The following is a 20,176-nucleotide window of genomic DNA, read 5'->3' as shown; positions in this document are numbered from 1 at the left end:
CGCTCACGACATCCGCGTGATTCGCCTGCCGCGTCATGGTGCATCCTGCCCGGTCGGAATGGGCGTCTCCTGTTCTGCTGACCGTAATATCAAAGCGAAGATCAACCGTCAGGGGATCTGGATCGAAAAACTGGAACATAATCCAGGCAAATATATTCCGGAAGAGCTGCGCAAAGCGGGAGAAGGCGAAGCGGTTCGCGTTGACCTTAACCGTCCGATGAAAGAGATCCTCGCACAGTTGTCGCAGTATCCCGTTTCTACGCGCTTATCGCTTAACGGCACGATTATCGTCGGTCGTGATATTGCCCACGCCAAACTGAAAGAGCGCATGGACAACGGCGAAGGGCTACCGCAATACATCAAAGATCACCCGATTTACTACGCGGGTCCGGCAAAAACGCCAGAAGGTTATGCTTCCGGTTCTCTTGGCCCAACGACCGCCGGACGGATGGATTCTTATGTCGATCAACTGCAAGCGCAGGGCGGAAGTATGATCATGCTGGCGAAAGGCAACCGCAGCCAGCAGGTGACGGATGCCTGTAAAAAACACGGTGGCTTCTACCTCGGCAGTATTGGCGGCCCGGCGGCAGTGCTGGCGCAGGGCAGTATTAAGAGTCTGGAATGTGTTGAGTATCCTGAACTGGGAATGGAAGCGATCTGGAAAATTGAAGTGGAAGATTTCCCGGCGTTTATTCTTGTGGATGATAAAGGAAATGACTTCTTCCAGCAGATACAGCTCACGCAGTGCACCCGCTGCGTGAAATAAACAGAGCCGCCCTTCGGGGCGGCTTTTTTACATGGCACGAAAGACCAAACATTTGTTATCAAATAGTAAATAATGAGTGAGCTAAAAGTTGCTTAACGTAAGCAAAACAGAAAGAAAAAATTAATCAGGTGAGGAGCAGTCCATGAAAACAGTACGCAGCGAAAAAGATTCGATGGGTGCGATCGATGTCCCGGCAGATAAGCTGTGGGGCGCACAAACTCAACGCTCGCTGGAGCATTTCCGCATTTCGACGGAGAAAATGCCAACCTCACTGATTCATGCGCTGGCGCTAACCAAGCGCGCAGCGGCAAAAGTTAATGAAGATTTAGGCTTGCTGTCTGAAGAGAAAGCGAGTGCCATTCGTCAGGCGGCAGATGAAGTGCTGGCGGGACAGCATGACGATGAATTTCCGCTGGCTATCTGGCAGACCGGTTCCGGTACGCAAAGCAATATGAATATGAACGAAGTGCTGGCTAACCGCGCGAGCGAATTGCTCGGCGGCGTGCGCGGGATGGAACGTAAAGTTCACCCTAATGACGACGTGAACAAAAGCCAAAGTTCCAACGATGTCTTTCCGACGGCGATGCACGTTGCGGCGCTGCTGGCGCTGCGCAAGCAACTCATTCCGCAGCTTAAAACCCTGACACAGACGCTGAGTGAAAAATCGCGTGCATTTGCCGATATCGTCAAAATTGGTCGTACCCACTTGCAGGACGCCACGCCGCTGACGCTGGGGCAGGAGATTTCTGGCTGGGTAGCGATGCTGGAGCATAATCTCAAACATATCGAGTACAGTCTGCCGCACGTGGCGGAACTGGCGCTGGGTGGTACAGCAGTAGGGACGGGGCTGAACACTCATCCGGAATATGCGCGTCGCGTTGCGGATGAACTTTCGGTAATTACCTGCGCGCCGTTTGTTACCGCGCCGAACAAATTTGAAGCTCTGGCGACCTGTGATGCGCTGGTTCAGGCGCACGGCGCCTTGAAAGGGTTGGCTGCGTCACTGATGAAAATTGCCAATGACGTTCGTTGGCTGGCATCTGGCCCTCGCTGCGGAATTGGTGAAATCTCAATCCCGGAAAACGAGCCGGGCAGTTCAATCATGCCTGGGAAAGTGAACCCAACGCAGTGTGAAGCGTTAACCATGCTTTGCTGTCAGGTGATGGGGAACGACGTGGCGATCAACATGGGTGGCGCTTCCGGAAACTTTGAACTGAACGTCTTCCGCCCGATGGTTATCTACAATTTCCTGCAATCGGTACGCTTGCTGGCAGATGGCATGGAAAGTTTTAACAAACACTGTGCAGTGGGGATTGAGCCGAATCGTGAGCGAATCAATCAATTACTCAATGAATCGCTGATGCTGGTGACCGCACTCAACACCCACATTGGCTATGACAGAGCCGCCGAGATTGCAAAAAAAGCGCATAAAGAAGGGCTGACCTTAAAAGCTGCAGCCCTTGCGCTGGGCTATCTTAGCGAAGCCGAGTTTGACAGCTGGGTACGACCAGAACAGATGGTCGGCAGCATGAAATCCGGGCGTTAATCTGCAACATACAGGTGCAGCCGTGGAATGATCAAACGAAGCGGCTGCGCCTGCGGTTTATAACGGTGCTGCACATTGTCGGCATCGTAATTCAACAACTCGCCAACGTCCGGTACGCCCGCGCCATTATCCCGATTAATCAGTGCAATAAGCGGCGTAGGGCAGGCGTGTTGTACCTGTTTTTGATCTCCCTTGTACCAGACGCGGGCAATCGGCTGCACCTTTACCGGACGTTTGATTTTTAACTTCACGTCCTGTGGCAGGGCAGCAATATCCTGATATTCACGCTCCAGTTTTCCCTGCCACTCCTCACGCGTCCACGGTGCGACGCTGCGGGGTGATTTCAGACTTTTTTCCAGCTGCGCCAGCACTTCATCACGATGCAAATTCTTAATGATATGTTTATTCGCCCAGCCAAAACGTAAAGTTGCGGGGTCATGCAGAACGGTGAGGGTGCGGTAAGCGTTCAGTGTGATCAGCCCCGGCAAATGGCGATGCACCCATTCAAAACGCGCCGCCGTAGGAAGTTCTGACTCAACCGTGACGATATGCTCGAAAGTGGTTTTAAGTTGATTGATGCGCTGGATATGACTTACCAGCGCCGCTTGTGAAAGGTTATCAACCTGATAACACAACACGCCGGGCAGACGAACAGCGGCCTTGCTGCTGCGATTTTCAGACTGTTGCTGAATAAACAAATGGCGGAAATGACGTAGCGCGAGCGCCTGCGCCTCTTTGCCGAGATGTTGCTTAACTTCAATGCAATTCAGCGGATTATGCTCATCCTCTTTTTTGACTTCCGGTAAAGAGAATACCCGGGCAACCAGCAACTTGTGCTGTTCAAGCTCAGCGGCAAATGCGGCCAGTTCTTGCTCCATCTGGCGAAAGGTAGTATTGAGTCGATCTACGAGATCGTAACGAGCCATAAAATCACCACTTTAGTTACAACATACTTATGTTATAGCACATTGGCGACGACTTGACCACCGTGCGCGTAGCGTCAGGCAGAGGTAAATTGCGCAATGTTGTGCCATAACGGCCAGCTAAACGAGAAGCGGGCGCCGCCCAGTTCGCTGGTGTCACAATTAACCGTGCCGCCCATTGCCAGTGCAATTGAGTGGACAATTGCCAGTCCCAGCCCGCAGCCGCCGGTTGCACGGTCACGGCTGGGGTCGAGGCGAACAAAGGGTTCAAAGATATGCTCTCGATCCTGTGGTGCAATCCCTGCACCATCATCTTCAACAATTAATGTCGCTTTGTTTCCTGCCAGTAGCAGGCTGGTTTCGACTGTTGAATGGCAGTAGCGCAGGGCATTATTGAGCAAGTTATCCAGCACGCGCTCCATCAAGCGCATATCCAACGCCGCATAATGACCTTGCATGATGGTTTTTATCCGTACCGTTTTATCGGGAGTTAGTGCCTGAATGTCGGCCAGATGCGTTGACAGCCACAACGGCAGGTCTGGTTCGCTAAGATGGAGCTCATTTTGCGGGCGATCGAGTCGGGCATAAGTCAGCAACTCTTCAATTAAGGCTTCCAGTTGGCTGATATCGCGATTCAACGCCTGAGATTCTGTTGCGCTCAGATTTTCGCTCATCTCCAGTCGATAACGCAGGCGCACTAACGGCGTTCGCAGTTCGTGGGCGATACCGTCAATAAGCTGTTTTTTACTGGCAATCAAGGCGTTGATATTATCCGCCATCTGGTTAAACGCCACGCCAAGCCGTTCAAAACTCGAACCTTCATCAAAGTGAATACGTTCATTGAGATGCCCATCGCCAAATCGTTGCGCCGCTGCTTCCAGTTTTAACATGTCCTGCCAGTGCGGACGCATCCAGATAAACACGGGAAAGGCGAGGGAGATGGCAATAAAAGCGATCAGCGCGATATCCAGTAATCGCATTTGATGGAGGTAATAAAGATAAGGCACGGGACCGACTGCCAGCACGTAGTGGCTGCGCGGTATACGCTGTAAGAATGTGTACTGATCGTCCAGGGCGACAATTTCGCCGCCACGCAGTCGATGCATGGAGATTTCATCGAGATGATATTTACTCAACGGTTCGACGCGCAGATCAAAAGAGAGATTTAAATCCATCTCTTTCAGCGTTTTTCCCCAGTCGTGTGGGGGGATCTCGCGCAATTCGCTACGCATCAGGTATAGAGAACTGTTCATCAAATCATCCAGCGACTGTTTGCCCGCGCGTTCGGCGGTAAATTTGTACACCAGCCCAACCAGTAGGGACATCACCAGAAAGCAGACAAACAGTAGAAGATAAAACTGGATAAACAGTTTTTTCATCGCTTATTCCCACGCATGAGGCGCAAACAGATAGCCTTTGTTTCGCACGGTTTTAATGCGATAAGGTTCGGCAGCGTTATCGCGCAGTTTTTTTCTTAACCGCGAAATAGCCACGTCCACGCTACGATCCAGACCGTCGTAACTGACGCCGCGTAAATTTTTCAACAACGCATCTCTGTCCATAATTTGCCCCGCGTGGGTGGCTAATTCCCAGAGCAGTTCAAAATCGGCGGTAGAGAGTGAAATTTCGCAGTCAGCAAGCGTAACTACACGGTTAATGGGATCGATGGTTAACGTGCCGAAATGCAATGCCTTATAAGGAGTAAGAGGTGCTTCTTGTATACCTTTGGTCAGCGTGGTTTGCTCGTTCTGACGCAAATGTAAACGTAACCGCGCCAGCAGGACTGCGGGGGGCGTTGTTTTGAGAATATAGTCGCAGGCGCCCATTTCCAGAGCCAGAATGTGGTTCATATCACTATCGAGAGATGTCAGCAGAACTATAGGCCCGCTCCATTTAGTGCGTAAATCACGACAGACAGTCATGCCGTCCTTGCCTGGTAGCATGATATCGAGGAGCACCAAATCCGGATTTTCCCGCAGAATTGTTTCTTCTGCATGGTCGCCGCGAGGTTCAATGGTTACCTGTATATCATGTTTCGCCAAATACGCGGCAATCAGTGAACCGACTTCCGCGTCATCTTCCACAAATACGATAGTGTTCATATTATTCACGGTAGATATAAAAACGTCACAATACACCGCGTTGTTTTTACTTACTATCAATCGTTCCTAAACAAGTTTTCATCAGGTATTCTACGGATGACTTGTTATGGAAGTGTTAAGGTAAAAAGATGGGGCTGGTAATCAAAGCCGCGCTTGGTGCGCTGGTGGTGGTGTTAATTGGTGTATTAGCAAAAACGAAAAATTACTATATCGCCGGGCTGATTCCGCTTTTCCCGACCTTTGCGCTTATTGCGCATTATATTGTTGCCAGCGAACGCGGCATTGAAGCCTTACGCGCAACCATCATTTTCAGCATGTGGTCGATTATTCCCTATTTTATTTACCTGGCGTCGCTGTGGTATTTCACCGGAATAATGCGCTTGCCCGCCGCTTTTGTGGGTTCCGTTGCGTGCTGGGGGATAAGCGCATGGGTGTTGATTATATGCTGGATGAAGCTGCATTAACGCAGATGTCGACCGCCATCAAGCGGAAAACTGCGTCCGGTAACAAAGCAACTGGTGAGTAAATAATCGACCAGGTCGATCACTTCTTTCTCGCCTGGTGCGGTTTTCATCAGTGATTTATTCAGCGCCTGTTGACGATATTCAGCATCATCATGCTCATTAAACAGGATCAGCGATGGCGCGATAGAATTCACTTTCACTTCCGGTGCCAGCTTGCGGGCAAACGAGCGTGTCATATTATCCAGCGCCGCTTTGCTCGCAGCATAGGCAATATGTTTGTCGCTTCCGCGCTCCACCACATAATCGGTAAAGTGAATGATATCGCTGGCGGCGTGTCCGTGCCCACGCAGTAATCTTTCCAGAGCGTGGTTAAGAAGGTATGGGGTATTAACGTGGATTTGCATCATGCAGGCCAGCACGTCAGTCAGTGGCGTACCTGGTTTTTCAGCCATCCACGCGCTGGCGTTGTGCAAAATAGCACGCAGGCCATGGGTGCTTTTTAGTACCTCATCGGCAAACGCCATCACACCGTCGTTGGTTGAAAAATCAGCCTGAATACATTGCGCACCCGCATTAATCAGTCCATCAATGGCAGGATAGCGCGTCCGATAGCTGACAATCACCGGTTGCTTTTGATTAATGAAATGCCAGGCGAGGGCGAGGCCAATGCGACGGCCTCCGCCAGTAATTAATATTGGCAAGGGGTGGGTTTTACCCATCGTTATCTCCTTTGCTATCCAACGATGGGACGAACGTTATCCCACCAGCATCCAGGTCGCCGGAACTGCGGCAATTAACAACATGCTAATTAACACCATTTCCTGACGATTCAGTACATTATCATGTGTATGCGTTTTACGCGCGTACAGGAACACCAGAAGCCCAGGTGCATACAGAACGACGGACAACAGCAGGTGCATTGGGCCAGAGGCGTACAATAACCATAAGCCATAAATGCAGGCACCGATACCTACTGCTTTATGCAGTGGACGGGTAGCGGTTTTCAGCAGGAACGCGCCAACCAGGAAATAGGGCACCAGAATCATTTCTGAGGCGATGGTGAGCAATGTGTTGTAATCGGAACCGGTTAGCCAGATGAGTACCAGGCAAATTTGCACGCAGATGTTGGTCAGCCACAGTGAGGCAGACGGCGCAGCTTGCGCATTCTGGCGAGCAAAAATGCGCGGGAATGCTTTATGAGTGGCAGCCAGGAAGGGGACTTCTGCCGCCATAATGGTCCAGCTTAAGTACGCGCCGCAAACGGAAACGATCAGTCCGGCAGCGATGATAATCTCACCCCACGGCCCCATCATTTTCACCATCAGGCCGGCCATAGAGGGATTACGGATTTCAGCCAGTTCAGGGCGTGCTACCACCCCCAGCGAAAGCAGAGTTACCAGTAAATAAACGCCCAGCGCGGAAAGTACCGCCAGAAGTGTTGCTTTGCCGACATCATGTTTATTACGCGCTCGCGCAGAAACCACCACTGCACCTTCCACGCCAATGAATACCCACAGTGTGATCAACATTGTGTTTTTCACCTGTTCCCATACCGGTATACCAAGTGCAAGGCCAGTGAAGTCGAGTTTGAAGGTGTCCAGTTTGAACATCATCATCGCCAGAACAATAAACAGACCTAGCGGCAATAATTTTGCCAGCGTAGCCACCAGGTTAATGCTGGCAGCAGTCTGCACGCCGCGCAGGATCAAAAAGTGAACAATCCATAATAAGGCGGATGCACCGACAATCGATTGCCAGGTATTGCCATCGCCAAACAGGCGCAATTCCGGCGTATCGGTGAAGAAACTCAATGCGGAAAAGACGATCACCAGATAGGAGACGTTGGCGATAACTGCGCACAGCCAGTATCCCCATGCGGAGCAGAAACCAATCAGTTCGCCAAACCCTTCACGGGCATAGGTAAAGATACCGCCGTCAAGATCGGGACGAATACGCGTCAGGATCAGCATAGCGAAGGCCAGTAATAAAATCCCTGCGCCGGTGATACCCCAGCCGATCAATAATGCTGCCGGGCTGGCTACCGCCGCCATATTTTGCGGCAGACTGAAAACACCTGCGCCCAGCATTGAGCTTAATACCAGCGCAGTGAGCGCGCTCAGTCCCAGTTTCTTTTCCATCTGTATCCAGTGATCAAAACGTGTTTGGAAGAATAAATATTAGGACAAAACGCATAAAAATGGTGTTTGTCACTAAGGCGCGGGATTTTACGAAGAGATGTATCGTCATGCAATGGTTAGGGGAAAATTTGTGGCTAAAAATGCTAAAGGCGGCATAAAGCCGCCTTATCGTGATACTGAATAGTTATTTATACAGGTCTGCGCTGATGGTCAGGTTATTGCCACGTTCCTGCCACTGGCGGGTGATGTGGTAATACTTAGCCCCTTTCTTCGCGGCACGTTTAGCAACCTGGTAGGAGACTTCGGTCATGTTGCCGTAGTTACCTGAGAACTTAATGCTGTCGAACGGCACCATCATCGCTGCGGTCGCTTTGTTCAGTTCTTCTACTTTAGTGCCGTCAGGTAGCGTGACAGTGTAACGCCCGCCTTTTGATGACTGGGTTTCAAAGAAGCGACCGACTTCGGAACTTGGTGATGCAGTAGTGGCAACGCCTGGGATTTCAACTTTCTTCGCAGCTTCGCCACCGGCCGCCAGGGCTGCACGTCCCGCGTCGGAATCCGCCGGGATCACATCCGGGCTTTGTACTACGCGTTTCTTAGCATCTTTTTTATAGATGAAGGCCGTAATGCGCTGGTTACCGCCCTGGTTGGCATCGATTTGACGAACAATATAGAAAGAGTATGCGCCTTTTGCTTTCGCCGCTTTGGTGATGGCGTCATTAACTTCAGGTTGGCTACGGTAAAAGCCCTGGACGGTAACTGTATCAAACGGTTCGATCAGAACGGCCTGGTCTTTTGGCAGTTCCACCACACCGTTAATCACACGATTCTTTTCAGTTTCTGCTTTTTCAGCATCAGACTTATAGAGATCGGCAACTACACGCCAGTTACCGCTGTTACCGAAATCTGACGTATCGACAACATAAAAAGAGGCTGCGCCTTCTTTATCAGCGCGGCGGGATACGGCTTTGACCGCCTCGCCAATGGCATTGAAACGTCCGGTAACCACTACACGGTCAAAAGGTTTAACCGCTGCCGCTTGCTCCGGTGTCAGTTCTGTTGCTGCGTTAACGGAGAATGCCGTAGCAGAAAGCAGTGCCGACGCCAGGAGGGTGTTCTTAAGCTTCATAAAAATAATCCTTCGCCTTGCGCAAACCAGGTACTGGTATTGTTATTAACGAGAAACGTGGCTGATTATTGCATTTAAACGGTGTAACTGTCTGCGTGATTTTTCATATCAGACTTCTTGATTTGATTTTAAACCTGTTCGAATAACCATCTGTGATTAAAAAGTAACCGCAGTAACATAAAATGGCTGAAATGGCTGAATTGTATAAGTTAATTTAATGTTAACTGGCGGCTTGCGACGGGGTGATCTCATGTTTTACCTGGCTATCGAAGACAATTATCGCCCCTTATCCTGTGTTCTATGGTGTTTATCCCACTATCAAGGCTGAATCGTTAATATTTTTCGAGTTAACGCCGAGATACTGATTTTTGGCGCTAGATCACAGGCATTATTTTCAGTACGTTATAGACGTTTGTTACTAATTTATTTTAACGGAGTAACATTTAGCTCGTTCATGAGCGGCTTGTGTACTTGAAACACAGGCAAACCATCATCAATAAAACCGATGGAAGGGAATATCATGCGAATTGGCATACCAAGAGAACGGTTAACCAATGAAACCCGTGTTGCAGCAACGCCAAAAACAGTGGAACAGTTGCTGAAACTAGGTTTTACCGTCGCGGTAGAGAGCGGCGCGGGTCAACTGGCGAGTTTTGACGATAAAGCGTTTGTGCAAGCGGGCGCTGAAATAGTAGAAGGGAATAACGTCTGGCAGTCAGAGATCATTCTGAAGGTCAATGCACCGTTAGATGATGAAATTGCACTACTGAATCCAGGTACAACGCTGGTAAGTTTTATCTGGCCTGCGCAGAATCCGGAGCTAATGCAAAAACTTGCGGAACGTAACGTCACCGTGATGGCGATGGACTCCGTACCGCGTATTTCTCGCGCCCAGTCGCTGGACGCGTTAAGTTCGATGGCGAATATCGCAGGTTATCGCGCTATTGTCGAAGCAGCTCATGAGTTTGGTCGCTTTTTTACCGGACAAATCACTGCGGCAGGTAAAGTGCCGCCGGCAAAAGTCATGGTGATTGGTGCGGGTGTTGCTGGTCTGGCGGCCATTGGTGCAGCAAACAGCCTCGGCGCAATTGTGCGTGCGTTCGATACTCGTCCGGAAGTGAAAGAACAAGTTCAGAGTATGGGCGCGGAATTCCTTGAACTGGATTTTAAAGAGGAAGCAGGCAGCGGCGATGGCTATGCCAAAGTGATGTCGGAAGCGTTCATCAAAGCGGAAATGGAGCTTTTTGCTGCGCAGGCAAAAGACGTCGATATCATTGTTACCACTGCGCTTATTCCAGGCAAACCGGCACCGAAACTGATTACCCGTGAAATGGTGGACTCCATGAAGTCGGGCAGTGTGATTGTCGATCTGGCAGCACAAAACGGCGGTAACTGTGAATACACCGTGCCGGGGCAAATCTTCACCACTGAAAATGGCGTCAAAGTCATTGGTTATACCGATCTTCCGGGGCGTCTGCCGACGCAATCCTCACAGCTTTATGGCACCAACCTCGTCAATCTGCTGAAATTGTTGTGCAAAGAGAAAGACGGCAACATCACTGTTGATTTTGATGATGTGGTGATTCGCGGCGTGACCGTGATCCGTGCGGGCGAAATTACCTGGCCGGCACCGCCGATTCAGGTATCAGCTCAGCCGCAGGCGGCACAAAAAGCAGCACCGGAAGTCAAAACCGAGGAAAAATGTGCCTGTTCGCCGTGGCGTAAATACGCCTTGATGGCGCTGGCAATTATCCTTTTCGGTTGGCTGGCGAATGTTGCACCGAAAGAGTTCCTCGGACACTTCACCGTGTTCGCGCTGGCGTGCGTTGTGGGCTATTACGTGGTGTGGAATGTTTCGCACGCGCTACATACACCATTGATGTCGGTCACCAATGCGATTTCAGGGATTATTGTTGTCGGAGCACTTTTACAGATTGGCCAGGGCGGCTGGGTTAGCTTCCTTAGTTTTATCGCGGTGCTTATAGCCAGCATTAATATTTTCGGTGGCTTCACCGTGACTCAGCGTATGCTGAAAATGTTTCGCAAAAACTAAGGGGTAACATATGTCTGGAGGATTAGTTACAGCTGCATACATTGTTGCCGCGATCCTGTTTATCTTCAGTCTGGCCGGGCTTTCAAAACATGAAACGTCTCGCCGGGGTAACAACCTCGGTATCGCCGGGATGGCGATTGCTTTAATTGCAACTATCTTTGGACCGGATACTGGCAACGTTGGCTGGATCTTACTGGCAATGGTCATCGGTGGGGCGATTGGTATCCGTCTGGCGAAGAAGGTTGAAATGACCGAAATGCCGGAACTGGTGGCGATCCTGCATAGCTTCGTTGGTCTGGCGGCGGTGTTGGTTGGTTTTAACAGCTATCTGCATCACGACGCGGAAATGGCGCCGATTCTGGTGAATATTCACCTGACGGAAGTGTTCCTCGGCATCTTCATCGGTGCGGTAACCTTCACGGGGTCAGTCGTGGCGTTCGGTAAGCTGTGCGGTAAAATTTCGTCTAAACCGCTGATGCTGCCAAACCGTCACAAAATGAACCTGGCGGCACTGGTTGTTTCCTTCCTGCTGCTGATTGTGTTTGTTCGCACTGAAAGCGTTGGCCTGCAAGTTCTGGCATTGCTGATAATGACCGCCATTGCGTTGGTTTTCGGCTGGCATTTGGTGGCTTCCATCGGTGGCGCAGATATGCCCGTGGTGGTGTCGATGCTGAACTCTTATTCTGGTTGGGCAGCGGCAGCGGCGGGCTTTATGCTCAGTAATGACCTGCTGATTGTGACCGGTGCGCTGGTCGGTTCTTCGGGTGCCATCCTTTCTTACATCATGTGTAAGGCGATGAACCGTTCCTTTATCAGCGTCATTGCGGGTGGTTTCGGCACAGATGGTTCTTCCACCGGTGACGATCAGGAAGTTGGCGAGCATCGCGAAATCACTGCGGAAGAGACGGCAGAATTGCTGAAAAACTCGCACTCGGTGATCATCACCCCAGGCTACGGCATGGCGGTCGCGCAGGCGCAATATCCGGTGGCAGAAATCACCGAGAAATTGCGTGCCCGTGGTATCAATGTGCGTTTCGGTATTCACCCGGTTGCAGGTCGATTACCGGGGCATATGAACGTATTGCTGGCAGAAGCGAAAGTGCCGTATGACATCGTGCTGGAAATGGACGAGATCAACGATGACTTTGCTGATACCGATACTGTGCTGGTGATTGGCGCTAACGATACGGTTAACCCGGCGGCGCAGGATGATCCGAAGAGTCCGATTGCTGGTATGCCTGTGCTGGAAGTGTGGAAAGCACAGAACGTGATTGTCTTTAAACGCTCGATGAACACCGGCTATGCTGGCGTGCAAAACCCGCTGTTCTTCAAAGAAAATACCCACATGCTGTTTGGTGACGCCAAAGCCAGCGTGGATGCAATCCTGAAAGCCCTGTAACCCTGACGGCCTCTGCGGAGGCCGTTACTCTTTATTGAGATCGCTTAACAGGACGGCGATGCTTTGGCCTCCCGCCGTTTGTTCAAGCGCAATTTTGACAATAATCGTCAACGGCACGGAAAGCAGCATTCCCACCGGTCCTAACAACCATCCCCAAAAAATTAACGACAAAAAAACTACCAGTGTGGAAAGCCCCAGTCCGCGCCCCATGATGCGCGGCTCCAGAATATTGCCGAAGACCAGATTAATCAGCAGATATCCCGCCAGTACCAGTAACGCCTCATAGAAACCATTAAACACCAGTACCTGAGCGATAGGGGGGATAGCCGCGAGAACCGAACCAATGTTAGGGATGTAATTAAGCGCGAAGGCCAGTAATCCCCAGACAAAAGCGAAGCGAACATCGAGTGCGGCGAGCATCGCCCAGGCGACCAGACCGGTGATGATGCTGATGGCTGTTTTCAGCACCAGGTAATGCGACACACTGTCAATGGCGCGCTGGATCGCCGCCATACCTTCGACCGGGCGCGCCATCATTTGCTGGAGTTTGCCGGGAAGTTGTGGCACTTCGAGCAGCATAAACAGCACCGTCAGCAACAATAAAAATATGGATGACATGGCATTAGATAACTGTGTCAGCAAGTTGGTGAGCAACGTCATCGCCGCGTTCGGATCAATGTAATGCGCCAGTTGGTCAACCGAGACATCAATACCCGCGCGTTGTAATAAAGGCTCCAGAACTTGCAGAGGCTTTATGATTGAGCTGCGATACTGTGGCAAAGTGCGGGTCAGCTCATTAAGCGTTGAGCCGAGATAGGCCAGTAATAGCACCATCGCCATCACGATGATTATCATTAAAATCGACACAGCCAACACACGCGGCACGCGCCAACGAACCATGCGTTGTACCAGCGGATGAAGAATGACTGCGATAAATAGGGCAAGGATAAAGGGTACGATGATATCGGCGGCAAAACGGATACCGCAGAGAATAATGACCAGCATTCCCAACATAATGACTATTTTTAGACCATTGAGCGTGATGATCGGCTTTGCCATGCGTATCCCCGTTTTTTCTTCCTTCGCTAATAATATTTTCTTTTTAGCCGTGGCATTATAACGAAAATCAAACTCCTCAGGTAAAGAAATGAAAATGTTTTGAGTTAATTCTTAAGCTATGATACAAATCAGACGTGTACAACTACCGAGGACAATTATCATCCGCGATGACGAGAAGCAACACTGCGGATAATTGTAATATTATGGACAATTTGTTCAGGACGTTATTTTCTACATTTACTCATTTTCGTACCTCAACCACCATCTTGCTCGCAGGTGAGCAACACTGGCGCAACGCGCTTTAGTCCCTTCCTCTGCCAAAGCTGGCGCTCTGCGCTGGGCTGAATGCTTTTCTTTTGGTTTCGCTGAGTCGAGCGAATGTTAAAATAATTCTCTTGCAGGGGAAGGACGATGTATATTTATTGGGTTTTATTAGGTCTGGCTATTGCCACAGAAATTACCGGCACGCTGTCAATGAAATGGGCGAGCGTTAGTGAGGGAAGCGGCGGTTTTATTTTAATGCTGGTGATGATTTCGCTGTCATATATATTTCTCTCTTTTGCCGTAAAAAAAATAGCACTTGGCGTGGCTTATGCTCTGTGGGAAGGTATCGGTATTTTATTTATTACGCTATTTAGTGTTCTGTTATTTGACGAAAGCTTATCGCTGCTAAAAATTGCCGGGTTAACAACCCTGGTGCTCGGGATTGTGTTGATTAAATCTGGTACTCGCAAAGTGCGTAAACCCTCGCTGGAGGTGAATCATGGCGCAGTTTGAATGGGTTCACGCCGCCTGGCTGGCACTGGCAATCGTGCTGGAAATCATTGCTAACGTCTTTTTGAAATATTCTGACGGCTTTCGCCGCAAAGTCTATGGCTTGCTTTCGCTGGCAGCGGTGCTTGCGGCCTTTAGCTCACTCTCCCAGGCAGTAAAGGGCATAGATTTGTCGGTGGCGTATGCGTTGTGGGGCGGGTTTGGTATTGCTGCCACGTTAGCCGCTGGTTGGATCTTGTTTGGTCAACGTTTAAATCGCAAAGGCTGGGTTGGTCTGGTCTTGCTGTTGGCTGGAATGATTATGGTGAAACTCGCCTGATGACCACGCTGCCCGATAATGCGGGCAGCGTTTGAACGTTATTTCCGGGTCAGTTCTTCGAGTTTGTCGCGAAAACCGGTGACAGAAATGGCCCGGTTATCGGCGCGCCAGCGATCTTTTGCTGCAGGAGCTGAACTTTGTACCCCAATTAACTGCCAGCCGTCATCAGTATGAAGCATCAGTGGCGAACCACTGTCACCTGGTAGGGTATCGCACTGGTGCGACATTACCGAGGTTTGCGCCCAGCCGGTTATTTCGCAATTTTGATGACTGTACAACGTATCGAGATGATCTTCAGGGTATCCCGCCTGAGTCACTTTACGACCCGCAGCTTTTAATGCAGCGGTAAGCGCGGTTTTATCTCCCTCAAATAACGGCAACGGCGTAATGCCCGAAGGGGGATTGCGCAGCACAATCAAACCGAAATCCCACGGCGCGGCTGCGGGGGGAACAATCCAGCCATCCCCATCCGGCTTTAACCGCTTCCCTAGCGTCGGATCAACGCGGCCTTCGATGTCGTGGATCTCATAGCGCCAAAGACCTTTATTTGACACAAAACGCAACGCAACTGCTTTATCCGCTTTGCCCTTCGGCGGCGTTAATAAACAGTGTCCTGCCGTTAATGCCAGGTTCGGCGCAATTAGCGTCGCCGTACACAAATTGCCGCTGGCCGTTTCTAGTTGCCCAACCGCATCCCACGGCGATTGGCTCGTGTTATTTACTGATACACGATCATCATGACCAAAAAATAGGGTGCTGACCTCATTATTGGTCGATTTATGATCGTCCGGTTTATTCGCAAACACAAATGCAGATGTCAGACTAATTGCACCCAGTACTACAGCAATGGTTGTACGCATATCACACTCTGGTGAGTAATTATGATTATTAAAAGCAAACCCTCGTAAATACTATAGACGGGACGGGATGAAAGTGGGAGTAAAATCAGATAACTACGCTCAGGAAAGATAAAAACAGGTGGCAATCAGGGCGCATAAAATAAGGGTGATAAGAATGAACTCAAAGCGATAACGGCCCACCATAGTACCCTCCGCTAAAGGCGGTGTTAAACGTTATCCGTTTAACACCGTAATTTTCAGGCGCGAGGGGGCGCGCCATTATTACTGCCGAAAACTTACGCGGCTGGTTGTACAACTGGTTTTGCAGATTGCTGCTGGCTGTGTTTTTTGCTGTGCTTTTTGGCTGCCTGTGCTTTTTGCTCAGGCGCTTTCTGTTCATTTTTCGCTTTTTTATGATGCTTTTTAGCCGCCTGCGCTTTTTGGGCAGGCGCCGCTTTATGCTGTTTTTTATGATGCGTTGTTTTTGCAGCCGCTGCTTTGGTGACTGTAGCAGTCGGAGCAGGCGTGGTCGCAGTTTCTGCAGCAAATGCGACAGAAGAGAGACCCATAGTAGCGGCAACAACCAGAGCTAATACTTTTTTCATTGTCATACCCTCAATTTTGTTTTTTATGCAACCCCAGTGCGGGGCCGATGTCATGACTATATCTCTGGAAATGACAGGTTTCCGTGAGTGGTTGGTTTCGGCATGTAACGATATGTACAAAGCGGATAACGATGACGAAGGAAATAATAACGTATTGTAACGTAAGGCGAATTTCCCACCAATATCGGTAGTATTGAATAACTTAACTTTTTCACTACCTATAAATTGGTAGAATCACTGTGTATTTGCAATAAATGACACACAGCAAAATGAATCCGCTAATTTGGGTATTTATTATCCTGATGACGTTAGATGCTCTGCGAGAAATGGCAGGCGCTTCGTCTATTTTGGGGTGGTTATTAACGTTGAGTTGAGCAAGCAATAAGTCCGGACAGAAATTTAACACATCGTCCGGACTTATTTTTTCAGGCGTGCAGCCGATGATGTAAACGTGTTCCGACCAGAATAGCGACCACCAGCATCAGGGCAATAAATGCACCGACGCCGTTCCAGCCATAGTTATGCCAGAAGACGCCACCTAATGTTCCGGCAATGCTTGAACCCAGGTAGTAACAGAATAGATAAAGCGAAGAAGCCTGGCCTTTGGCGCGTTTAGCACGAGGGCCAATCCAGCTACTGGCAACAGAATGAGCGGCAAAAAATCCGCTTGAGAAAAGCATCATACCGATAAAAATGAGCCAAAGTGAGCTGAACAATGTCAGGATAAGACCCAAAAGCATAACACCTGTCGAAAATAACATCACCGGGCCACGACCGAAGCGGGTAGTCATGGTGCCTGCTTTTGGCGAACTCCAGGTGCCTGTCAAATAGACCAGCGATAATAACCCAACCACTGCCTGGCTAACATGCCATGGGGAGAGCATCAACCGATAACCGATGTAATTAAACAGCGTTACGAATGAGCCCATCAGCAAAAAACCTTCGACGAATAATAAGGGGAGTCCCCGATCGCGCCAGTGCAGACGGAAGTTAATAAACAGTGTTTTTGGGCGCAGTGAAGAAGGACGGAAATGACGTGATTCCGGGAGAATTTTCCAGAACATTAACGCCGAGGTCAGGGCGAAACAGCCGATAGCCGCCAGCGCAATTCGCCAGTTAAAGAAGTCAGTAAATACACCGCTGATTAAGCGCCCGCTCATGCCGCCAATCGAGTTGCCGCTGATATACAGTCCCATTGAAAAGGCCACAAAACTGGGGTGGATCTCTTCGCTAAGGTAGGTCATACCAACAGCAGCTACACCACTTAACGACAGGCCAATCAAGGCGCGCATAATCAAAATGCCGTGCCAGCTGGTCATCATTGTCGAAAGTAACGTACAGATGGAGGCCAACAGTAGCGCCGTCACCATCACTGGCTTGCGACCAATGGCATCGGATAGCGGGCCAGTAAACAGCAAACCGATAGCTAACATCGCCGTTGAAATGGACAGTGAAATACTACTGTTAGCAGGCGTTAAGCCAAATTCTTGCGAAAGCACCGGAAGAATAGGTTGCACGCAATAGAGAAGCGCGAAGGTTGCCAGCCCGGCAGAGAATAGCGCCAGGGTGACACGCATAAATTGCGGTGTACCGCGTTTAATGAATTCGTTTGGCTGGGAAAGGGGTTGCTCGTCAGTGTCGCTTGCCGGAGCGCCATCAACAGTTGTAGTACGACTCACTTGAAATCCTTGCTAATTATGCCCGTGATGTGGGATTAGGAATAGAGTAGGAAAATCGAATTGTTATGTCTAATATATTAATAATCTCAAATAAGATGTTTAAGATATGAATATTGAATTGCGTCACCTCCGGTACTTTGTTGCCGTTGCGGAAGAGCTGCATTTTGGACGCGCGGCTGCCCGCCTGAACATTTCGCAACCGCCGCTAAGTCAGCAGATTCAGGCTCTGGAGCAACAAATTGGCGCGCGACTGTTGGCACGAACCAACCGCAGCGTGCTGCTTACGGCAGCAGGAAAGCAGTTCCTTGCTGATAGTCGGCAAATCCTGTCTATGGTGGATGACGCAGCCGCTCGCGCTGAGCGTCTGCATCAGGGAGAAGCGGGAGAGTTACGCATTGGCTTTACCTCGTCGGCACCCTTTATTCGCGCAGTGTCTGATACCTTATCGCTATTTCGCTGTGAATTTCCTGATGTCCATTTGCAGACGCGTGAGATGAATACTCGCGAGCAAATAGACCCTCTTACCGAAGGGACGCTCGATATGGGGTTGTTACGAAACACCGTGTTGCCGGAGACGCTGGATCACGCAGTAATCGTGCATGAACCGCTTATGGCGATGATCCCGCACGATCATCCTTTGGCAAATAAACCGAATGTAACGCTGGCGGAACTGGCAAAAGAGCCGTTTGTTTTTTTTGATCCGCACGTAGGGACAGGGCTGTATGACGACATTATTGGCCTGATGCGGCGTTATAATCTGACTCCGGTCATCACCCAGGAAGTGGGCGAGGCGATGACGATCATCGGTCTGGTTTCCGCCGGTCTTGGTGTTTCGATTTTGCCCGCCTCTTTTAAACGTGTCCAACTCAATGAAATGCGCTGGTTACCTATTGCTGAAGAGGATGCGGTTTCTGAAATGTGGCTGGTTTGGCCAAAGCATCGTGAACAAAGCCCGGCAGCGCGAAACTTTCGTATTCAGCTGATGAATGCACTCCGGTGAGGGATAATTCAGCAAAAAAAACCGAAAAATGTGCTGTCAATCACATGACGAAGTAAAAATTTGACGACGCATATTGAAGTACTTCACCATAACCTACAGATTATTTCGGAGCGCGAAAATATAGGGAGTATGCGGTGGTTGCTGAAAACCAGCCTGGGCACATTGATCAAATAAAGCAGACCAACGCGGGCGCGGTTTACCGCCTGATTGATCAGCTTGGTCCAGTTTCGCGTATCGATCTTTCCCGGCTGGCGCAACTGGCGCCAGCCAGTATCACCAAAATTGTCCGTGAAATGCTCGAAGCGCACCTGGTGCAAGAGCTGGAAATTAAAGAAGCGGGGAACCGTGGTCGTCCAGCGGTGGGGCTAGTGGTTGAAACCGAAGCCTGGCACTATCTTTCTTTGCGCATTAGTCGCGGGGAGATTTTCCTTGCCCTGCGCGATCTGAGCAGCAAACTGGTGGTGGAAGAGTCGCAGGAGCTGGCGTTGAAAGATGACTCGCCACTGCTGGATCGCATCATTAATCATATTGATCAGTTTTTTATCCGCCATCAGAAAAAACTGGAGCGTCTAACTTCGATTGCCATAACCTTGCCGGGAATTATTGATACGGAAAATGGCATTGTGCATCGTATGCCGTTCTATGAGGACGTAAAAGAGATGCCGCTCGGCGAAGTACTGGAGCAGCACACCGGTGTACCGGTTTATATTCAGCATGATATTAGCGCATGGACGATGGCTGAGGCCTTGTTCGGCGCATCACGCGGAGCACGCGATGTGATTCAGGTGGTGATTGATCACAACGTGGGTGCTGGTGTGATTACCGATGGTCATTTGCTACACGCGGGAAGCAGTAGCCTTGTGGAAATTGGTCACACTCAGGTCGATCCCTACGGGAAACGCTGTTATTGCGGTAACCACGGCTGCCTGGAAACCATTGCTAGTGTTGATAGTATTCTTGAGCTTGCACAATTACGTTTGAATCAATCTATGAGTTCTATGTTACATGGGCAGCCATTAACTGTGGATTCATTGTGTCTGGCTGCGTTGCAGGGCGATCTGCTGGCAAAAGATATTATTACTGGCGTGGGGACGCACGTCGGGCGAATTCTTGCCATTATGGTGAATTTATTCAACCCACAAAAAATACTGATTGGTTCGCCGCTAAGCAAAGCTGCAGAGATCCTGTTCCCTGTAATTTCTGACAGTATCCGTCAGCAGGCGCTTCCCGCCTACAGCCAGCATATTAGCGTCGAGAGCACCCAGTTCTCTAATCAGGGGACGATGGCGGGGGCGGCGTTGGTAAAAGACGCGATGTATAACGGTTCTTTGTTGATTCGTCTGTTGCAGGGTTAACATTTTTTAACTGTTCTACCAAAATT

Annotated in this window: 21 protein-coding genes and 1 pseudogene; 11 read left to right on the top strand and 11 right to left on the bottom strand. The window is 49.9% G+C overall.

The features are described 5' to 3' along the window. Together fumB and fumC are read left to right on the top strand one after the other, a co-directional pair. Window positions 1-766, top strand: a pseudogene (gene fumB, locus EQY_RS0116710) (class I fumarate hydratase); the annotation flags it as partial. A 142-nt stretch (window positions 767-908) separates the two neighbouring features. Further along, window positions 909-2,312 carry a class II fumarate hydratase gene (fumC, locus tag EQY_RS0116705; RefSeq protein ID WP_000860011.1) on the top strand — a complete coding sequence of 468 codons (1,404 nt, stop codon included), beginning with the start codon at window positions 909-911 and terminating at the stop codon, window positions 2,310-2,312. On the opposite strand, the gene tus is transcribed toward fumC, so the two are convergent. The 3 genes from tus to rstA form a co-directional block, all read right to left on the bottom strand. Beyond that, window positions 2,309-3,238, bottom strand: coding sequence for a DNA replication terminus site-binding protein (gene tus / locus EQY_RS0116700; RefSeq protein WP_000135175.1), 930 nt, complete (start codon window positions 3,236-3,238; stop codon window positions 2,309-2,311). The genes fumC and tus overlap by 4 nt on opposite strands. Window positions 3,239-3,312: 74 nt before the next feature. After that, entirely contained in the window at window positions 3,313-4,614 is a 1,302-nt protein-coding gene (gene rstB / locus EQY_RS0116695; protein ID WP_000732532.1) for a two-component system sensor histidine kinase RstB, read from the bottom strand. 3 nt (window positions 4,615-4,617) lie between these two features. Next, entirely contained in the window at window positions 4,618-5,337 is a 720-nt protein-coding gene (gene rstA, locus EQY_RS0116690; RefSeq protein ID WP_001092492.1) for a two-component system response regulator RstA, read from the bottom strand. Between the two features lie 128 nt (window positions 5,338-5,465). Between rstA and EQY_RS0116685 the strand changes: the two genes are divergently transcribed. Further along, window positions 5,466-5,801 carry a GlpM family protein gene (locus EQY_RS0116685; RefSeq protein ID WP_000524882.1) on the top strand — a complete coding sequence of 112 codons (336 nt, stop codon included), beginning with the start codon at window positions 5,466-5,468 and terminating at the stop codon, window positions 5,799-5,801. Here EQY_RS0116685 and folM read toward each other — a convergent pair. From folM to ydgH, 3 genes are all read right to left on the bottom strand, one after another. Further along, complete coding sequence (folM, locus tag EQY_RS0116680) at window positions 5,798-6,520, bottom strand: dihydromonapterin reductase (RefSeq protein WP_000520631.1); 723 nt, start codon at window positions 6,518-6,520, stop codon at window positions 5,798-5,800. The two genes, EQY_RS0116685 and folM, sit on opposite strands and share 4 nt — an antisense overlap. 36 nt (window positions 6,521-6,556) lie before the next feature. Further along, entirely contained in the window at window positions 6,557-7,939 is a 1,383-nt protein-coding gene (locus EQY_RS0116675) for an amino acid permease (protein WP_000412365.1), read from the bottom strand. A gap of 184 nt (window positions 7,940-8,123) precedes the next feature. Next, window positions 8,124-9,068 carry a DUF1471 family protein YdgH gene (gene ydgH / locus EQY_RS0116670; RefSeq protein ID WP_000769335.1) on the bottom strand — a complete coding sequence of 315 codons (945 nt, stop codon included), beginning with the start codon at window positions 9,066-9,068 and terminating at the stop codon, window positions 8,124-8,126. Window positions 9,069-9,588: 520 nt separating this feature from the next. Between ydgH and pntA the strand changes: the two genes are divergently transcribed. Next, a complete protein-coding gene (gene pntA / locus EQY_RS0116665; RefSeq protein ID WP_001219379.1) occupies window positions 9,589-11,121 on the top strand; it encodes a Re/Si-specific NAD(P)(+) transhydrogenase subunit alpha in 1,533 nt (510 codons plus the stop codon). Between the two features lie 10 nt (window positions 11,122-11,131). Next, window positions 11,132-12,520, top strand: a complete 1,389-nt coding sequence (gene pntB, locus EQY_RS0116660) for a Re/Si-specific NAD(P)(+) transhydrogenase subunit beta (protein WP_000014065.1) — start codon at window positions 11,132-11,134, stop codon at window positions 12,518-12,520. 24 nt (window positions 12,521-12,544) lie between these two features. Here pntB and tqsA read toward each other — a convergent pair whose 3' ends face one another. Next, window positions 12,545-13,579, bottom strand: coding sequence for an AI-2 transporter TqsA (gene tqsA, locus EQY_RS0116655; RefSeq protein ID WP_001118201.1), 1,035 nt, complete (start codon window positions 13,577-13,579; stop codon window positions 12,545-12,547). A 134-nt stretch (window positions 13,580-13,713) separates the two neighbouring features. Between tqsA and EQY_RS27460 the strand changes: the two genes are divergently transcribed. The 3 genes from EQY_RS27460 to mdtI all read left to right on the top strand — a co-directional run bounded on the left by EQY_RS27460 (window position 13,714) and on the right by mdtI (window position 14,672). Beyond that, window positions 13,714-13,884 (top strand): protein YdgV, encoded by a 171-nt coding sequence (locus EQY_RS27460; RefSeq protein WP_085948676.1) that lies wholly within the window; start codon window positions 13,714-13,716, stop codon window positions 13,882-13,884. A 106-nt stretch (window positions 13,885-13,990) separates the two neighbouring features. Beyond that, window positions 13,991-14,356 carry a multidrug/spermidine efflux SMR transporter subunit MdtJ gene (gene mdtJ / locus EQY_RS0116650; protein WP_000276160.1) on the top strand — a complete coding sequence of 122 codons (366 nt, stop codon included), beginning with the start codon at window positions 13,991-13,993 and terminating at the stop codon, window positions 14,354-14,356. Beyond that, on the top strand, window positions 14,343-14,672 hold the full coding sequence (gene mdtI / locus EQY_RS0116645; protein WP_000046659.1) for a multidrug/spermidine efflux SMR transporter subunit MdtI: 330 nt from the start codon (window positions 14,343-14,345) through the stop codon (window positions 14,670-14,672). Before mdtJ ends, mdtI begins: the two co-directional genes overlap by 14 nt. Before the next feature lie 38 nt (window positions 14,673-14,710). Here the strand turns inward: mdtI and EQY_RS0116640 are convergent, their stop codons facing one another. From EQY_RS0116640 to asr, 3 genes are all read right to left on the bottom strand, one after another. Next, window positions 14,711-15,532: a trypsin-like serine peptidase gene (locus tag EQY_RS0116640; protein ID WP_001260869.1), complete on the bottom strand. Its 822-nt coding sequence runs from the start codon at window positions 15,530-15,532 to the stop codon at window positions 14,711-14,713. 99 nt (window positions 15,533-15,631) lie between these two features. Then, a complete protein-coding gene (ydgU, locus tag EQY_RS0116635) occupies window positions 15,632-15,715 on the bottom strand; it encodes a small membrane protein YdgU (protein ID WP_000233094.1) in 84 nt (27 codons plus the stop codon). Window positions 15,716-15,807: 92 nt separating this feature from the next. Continuing rightward, a complete protein-coding gene (gene asr, locus EQY_RS0116630) occupies window positions 15,808-16,116 on the bottom strand; it encodes an acid resistance repetitive basic protein Asr (protein WP_000756321.1) in 309 nt (102 codons plus the stop codon). 254 nt (window positions 16,117-16,370) lie between these two features. On the opposite strand from asr, the gene EQY_RS27320 reads away from it, so the two are divergent. Further along, on the top strand, window positions 16,371-16,490 hold the full coding sequence (locus tag EQY_RS27320; protein ID WP_353487362.1) for a KPN_01571 family protein: 120 nt from the start codon (window positions 16,371-16,373) through the stop codon (window positions 16,488-16,490). 51 nt (window positions 16,491-16,541) lie between these two features. Here the strand turns inward: EQY_RS27320 and ynfM are convergent, their stop codons facing one another. Beyond that, on the bottom strand, window positions 16,542-17,795 hold the full coding sequence (gene ynfM / locus EQY_RS0116625; protein ID WP_000091808.1) for a multidrug efflux MFS transporter YnfM/SxtP(Kp): 1,254 nt from the start codon (window positions 17,793-17,795) through the stop codon (window positions 16,542-16,544). Window positions 17,796-17,901: 106 nt separating this feature from the next. Here ynfM and ynfL point away from each other — a divergent pair, with 106 nt between their 5' ends. Together ynfL and mlc are read left to right on the top strand one after the other, a co-directional pair. Next, the gene (gene ynfL / locus EQY_RS0116620; RefSeq protein WP_001019520.1) at window positions 17,902-18,795 is read left to right on the top strand and encodes a multidrug efflux transcriptional activator YnfL/SxtR(Kp); all 894 of its coding nucleotides are present in this window, start codon (window positions 17,902-17,904) and stop codon (window positions 18,793-18,795) included. A 134-nt stretch (window positions 18,796-18,929) separates the two neighbouring features. Continuing rightward, on the top strand, window positions 18,930-20,150 hold the full coding sequence (gene mlc / locus EQY_RS0116615) for a sugar metabolism global transcriptional regulator Mlc (RefSeq protein ID WP_000225268.1): 1,221 nt from the start codon (window positions 18,930-18,932) through the stop codon (window positions 20,148-20,150). The last annotated feature ends 26 nt before the right edge of the window (window positions 20,151-20,176 follow it).

It is taken from the genome of Escherichia sp. TW14182 (assembly GCF_000208525.1).
GTDB lineage: Bacteria > Pseudomonadota > Gammaproteobacteria > Enterobacterales > Enterobacteriaceae > Escherichia > Escherichia ruysiae.
This window is presented reverse-complemented; position numbering and strand designations above follow the sequence as displayed.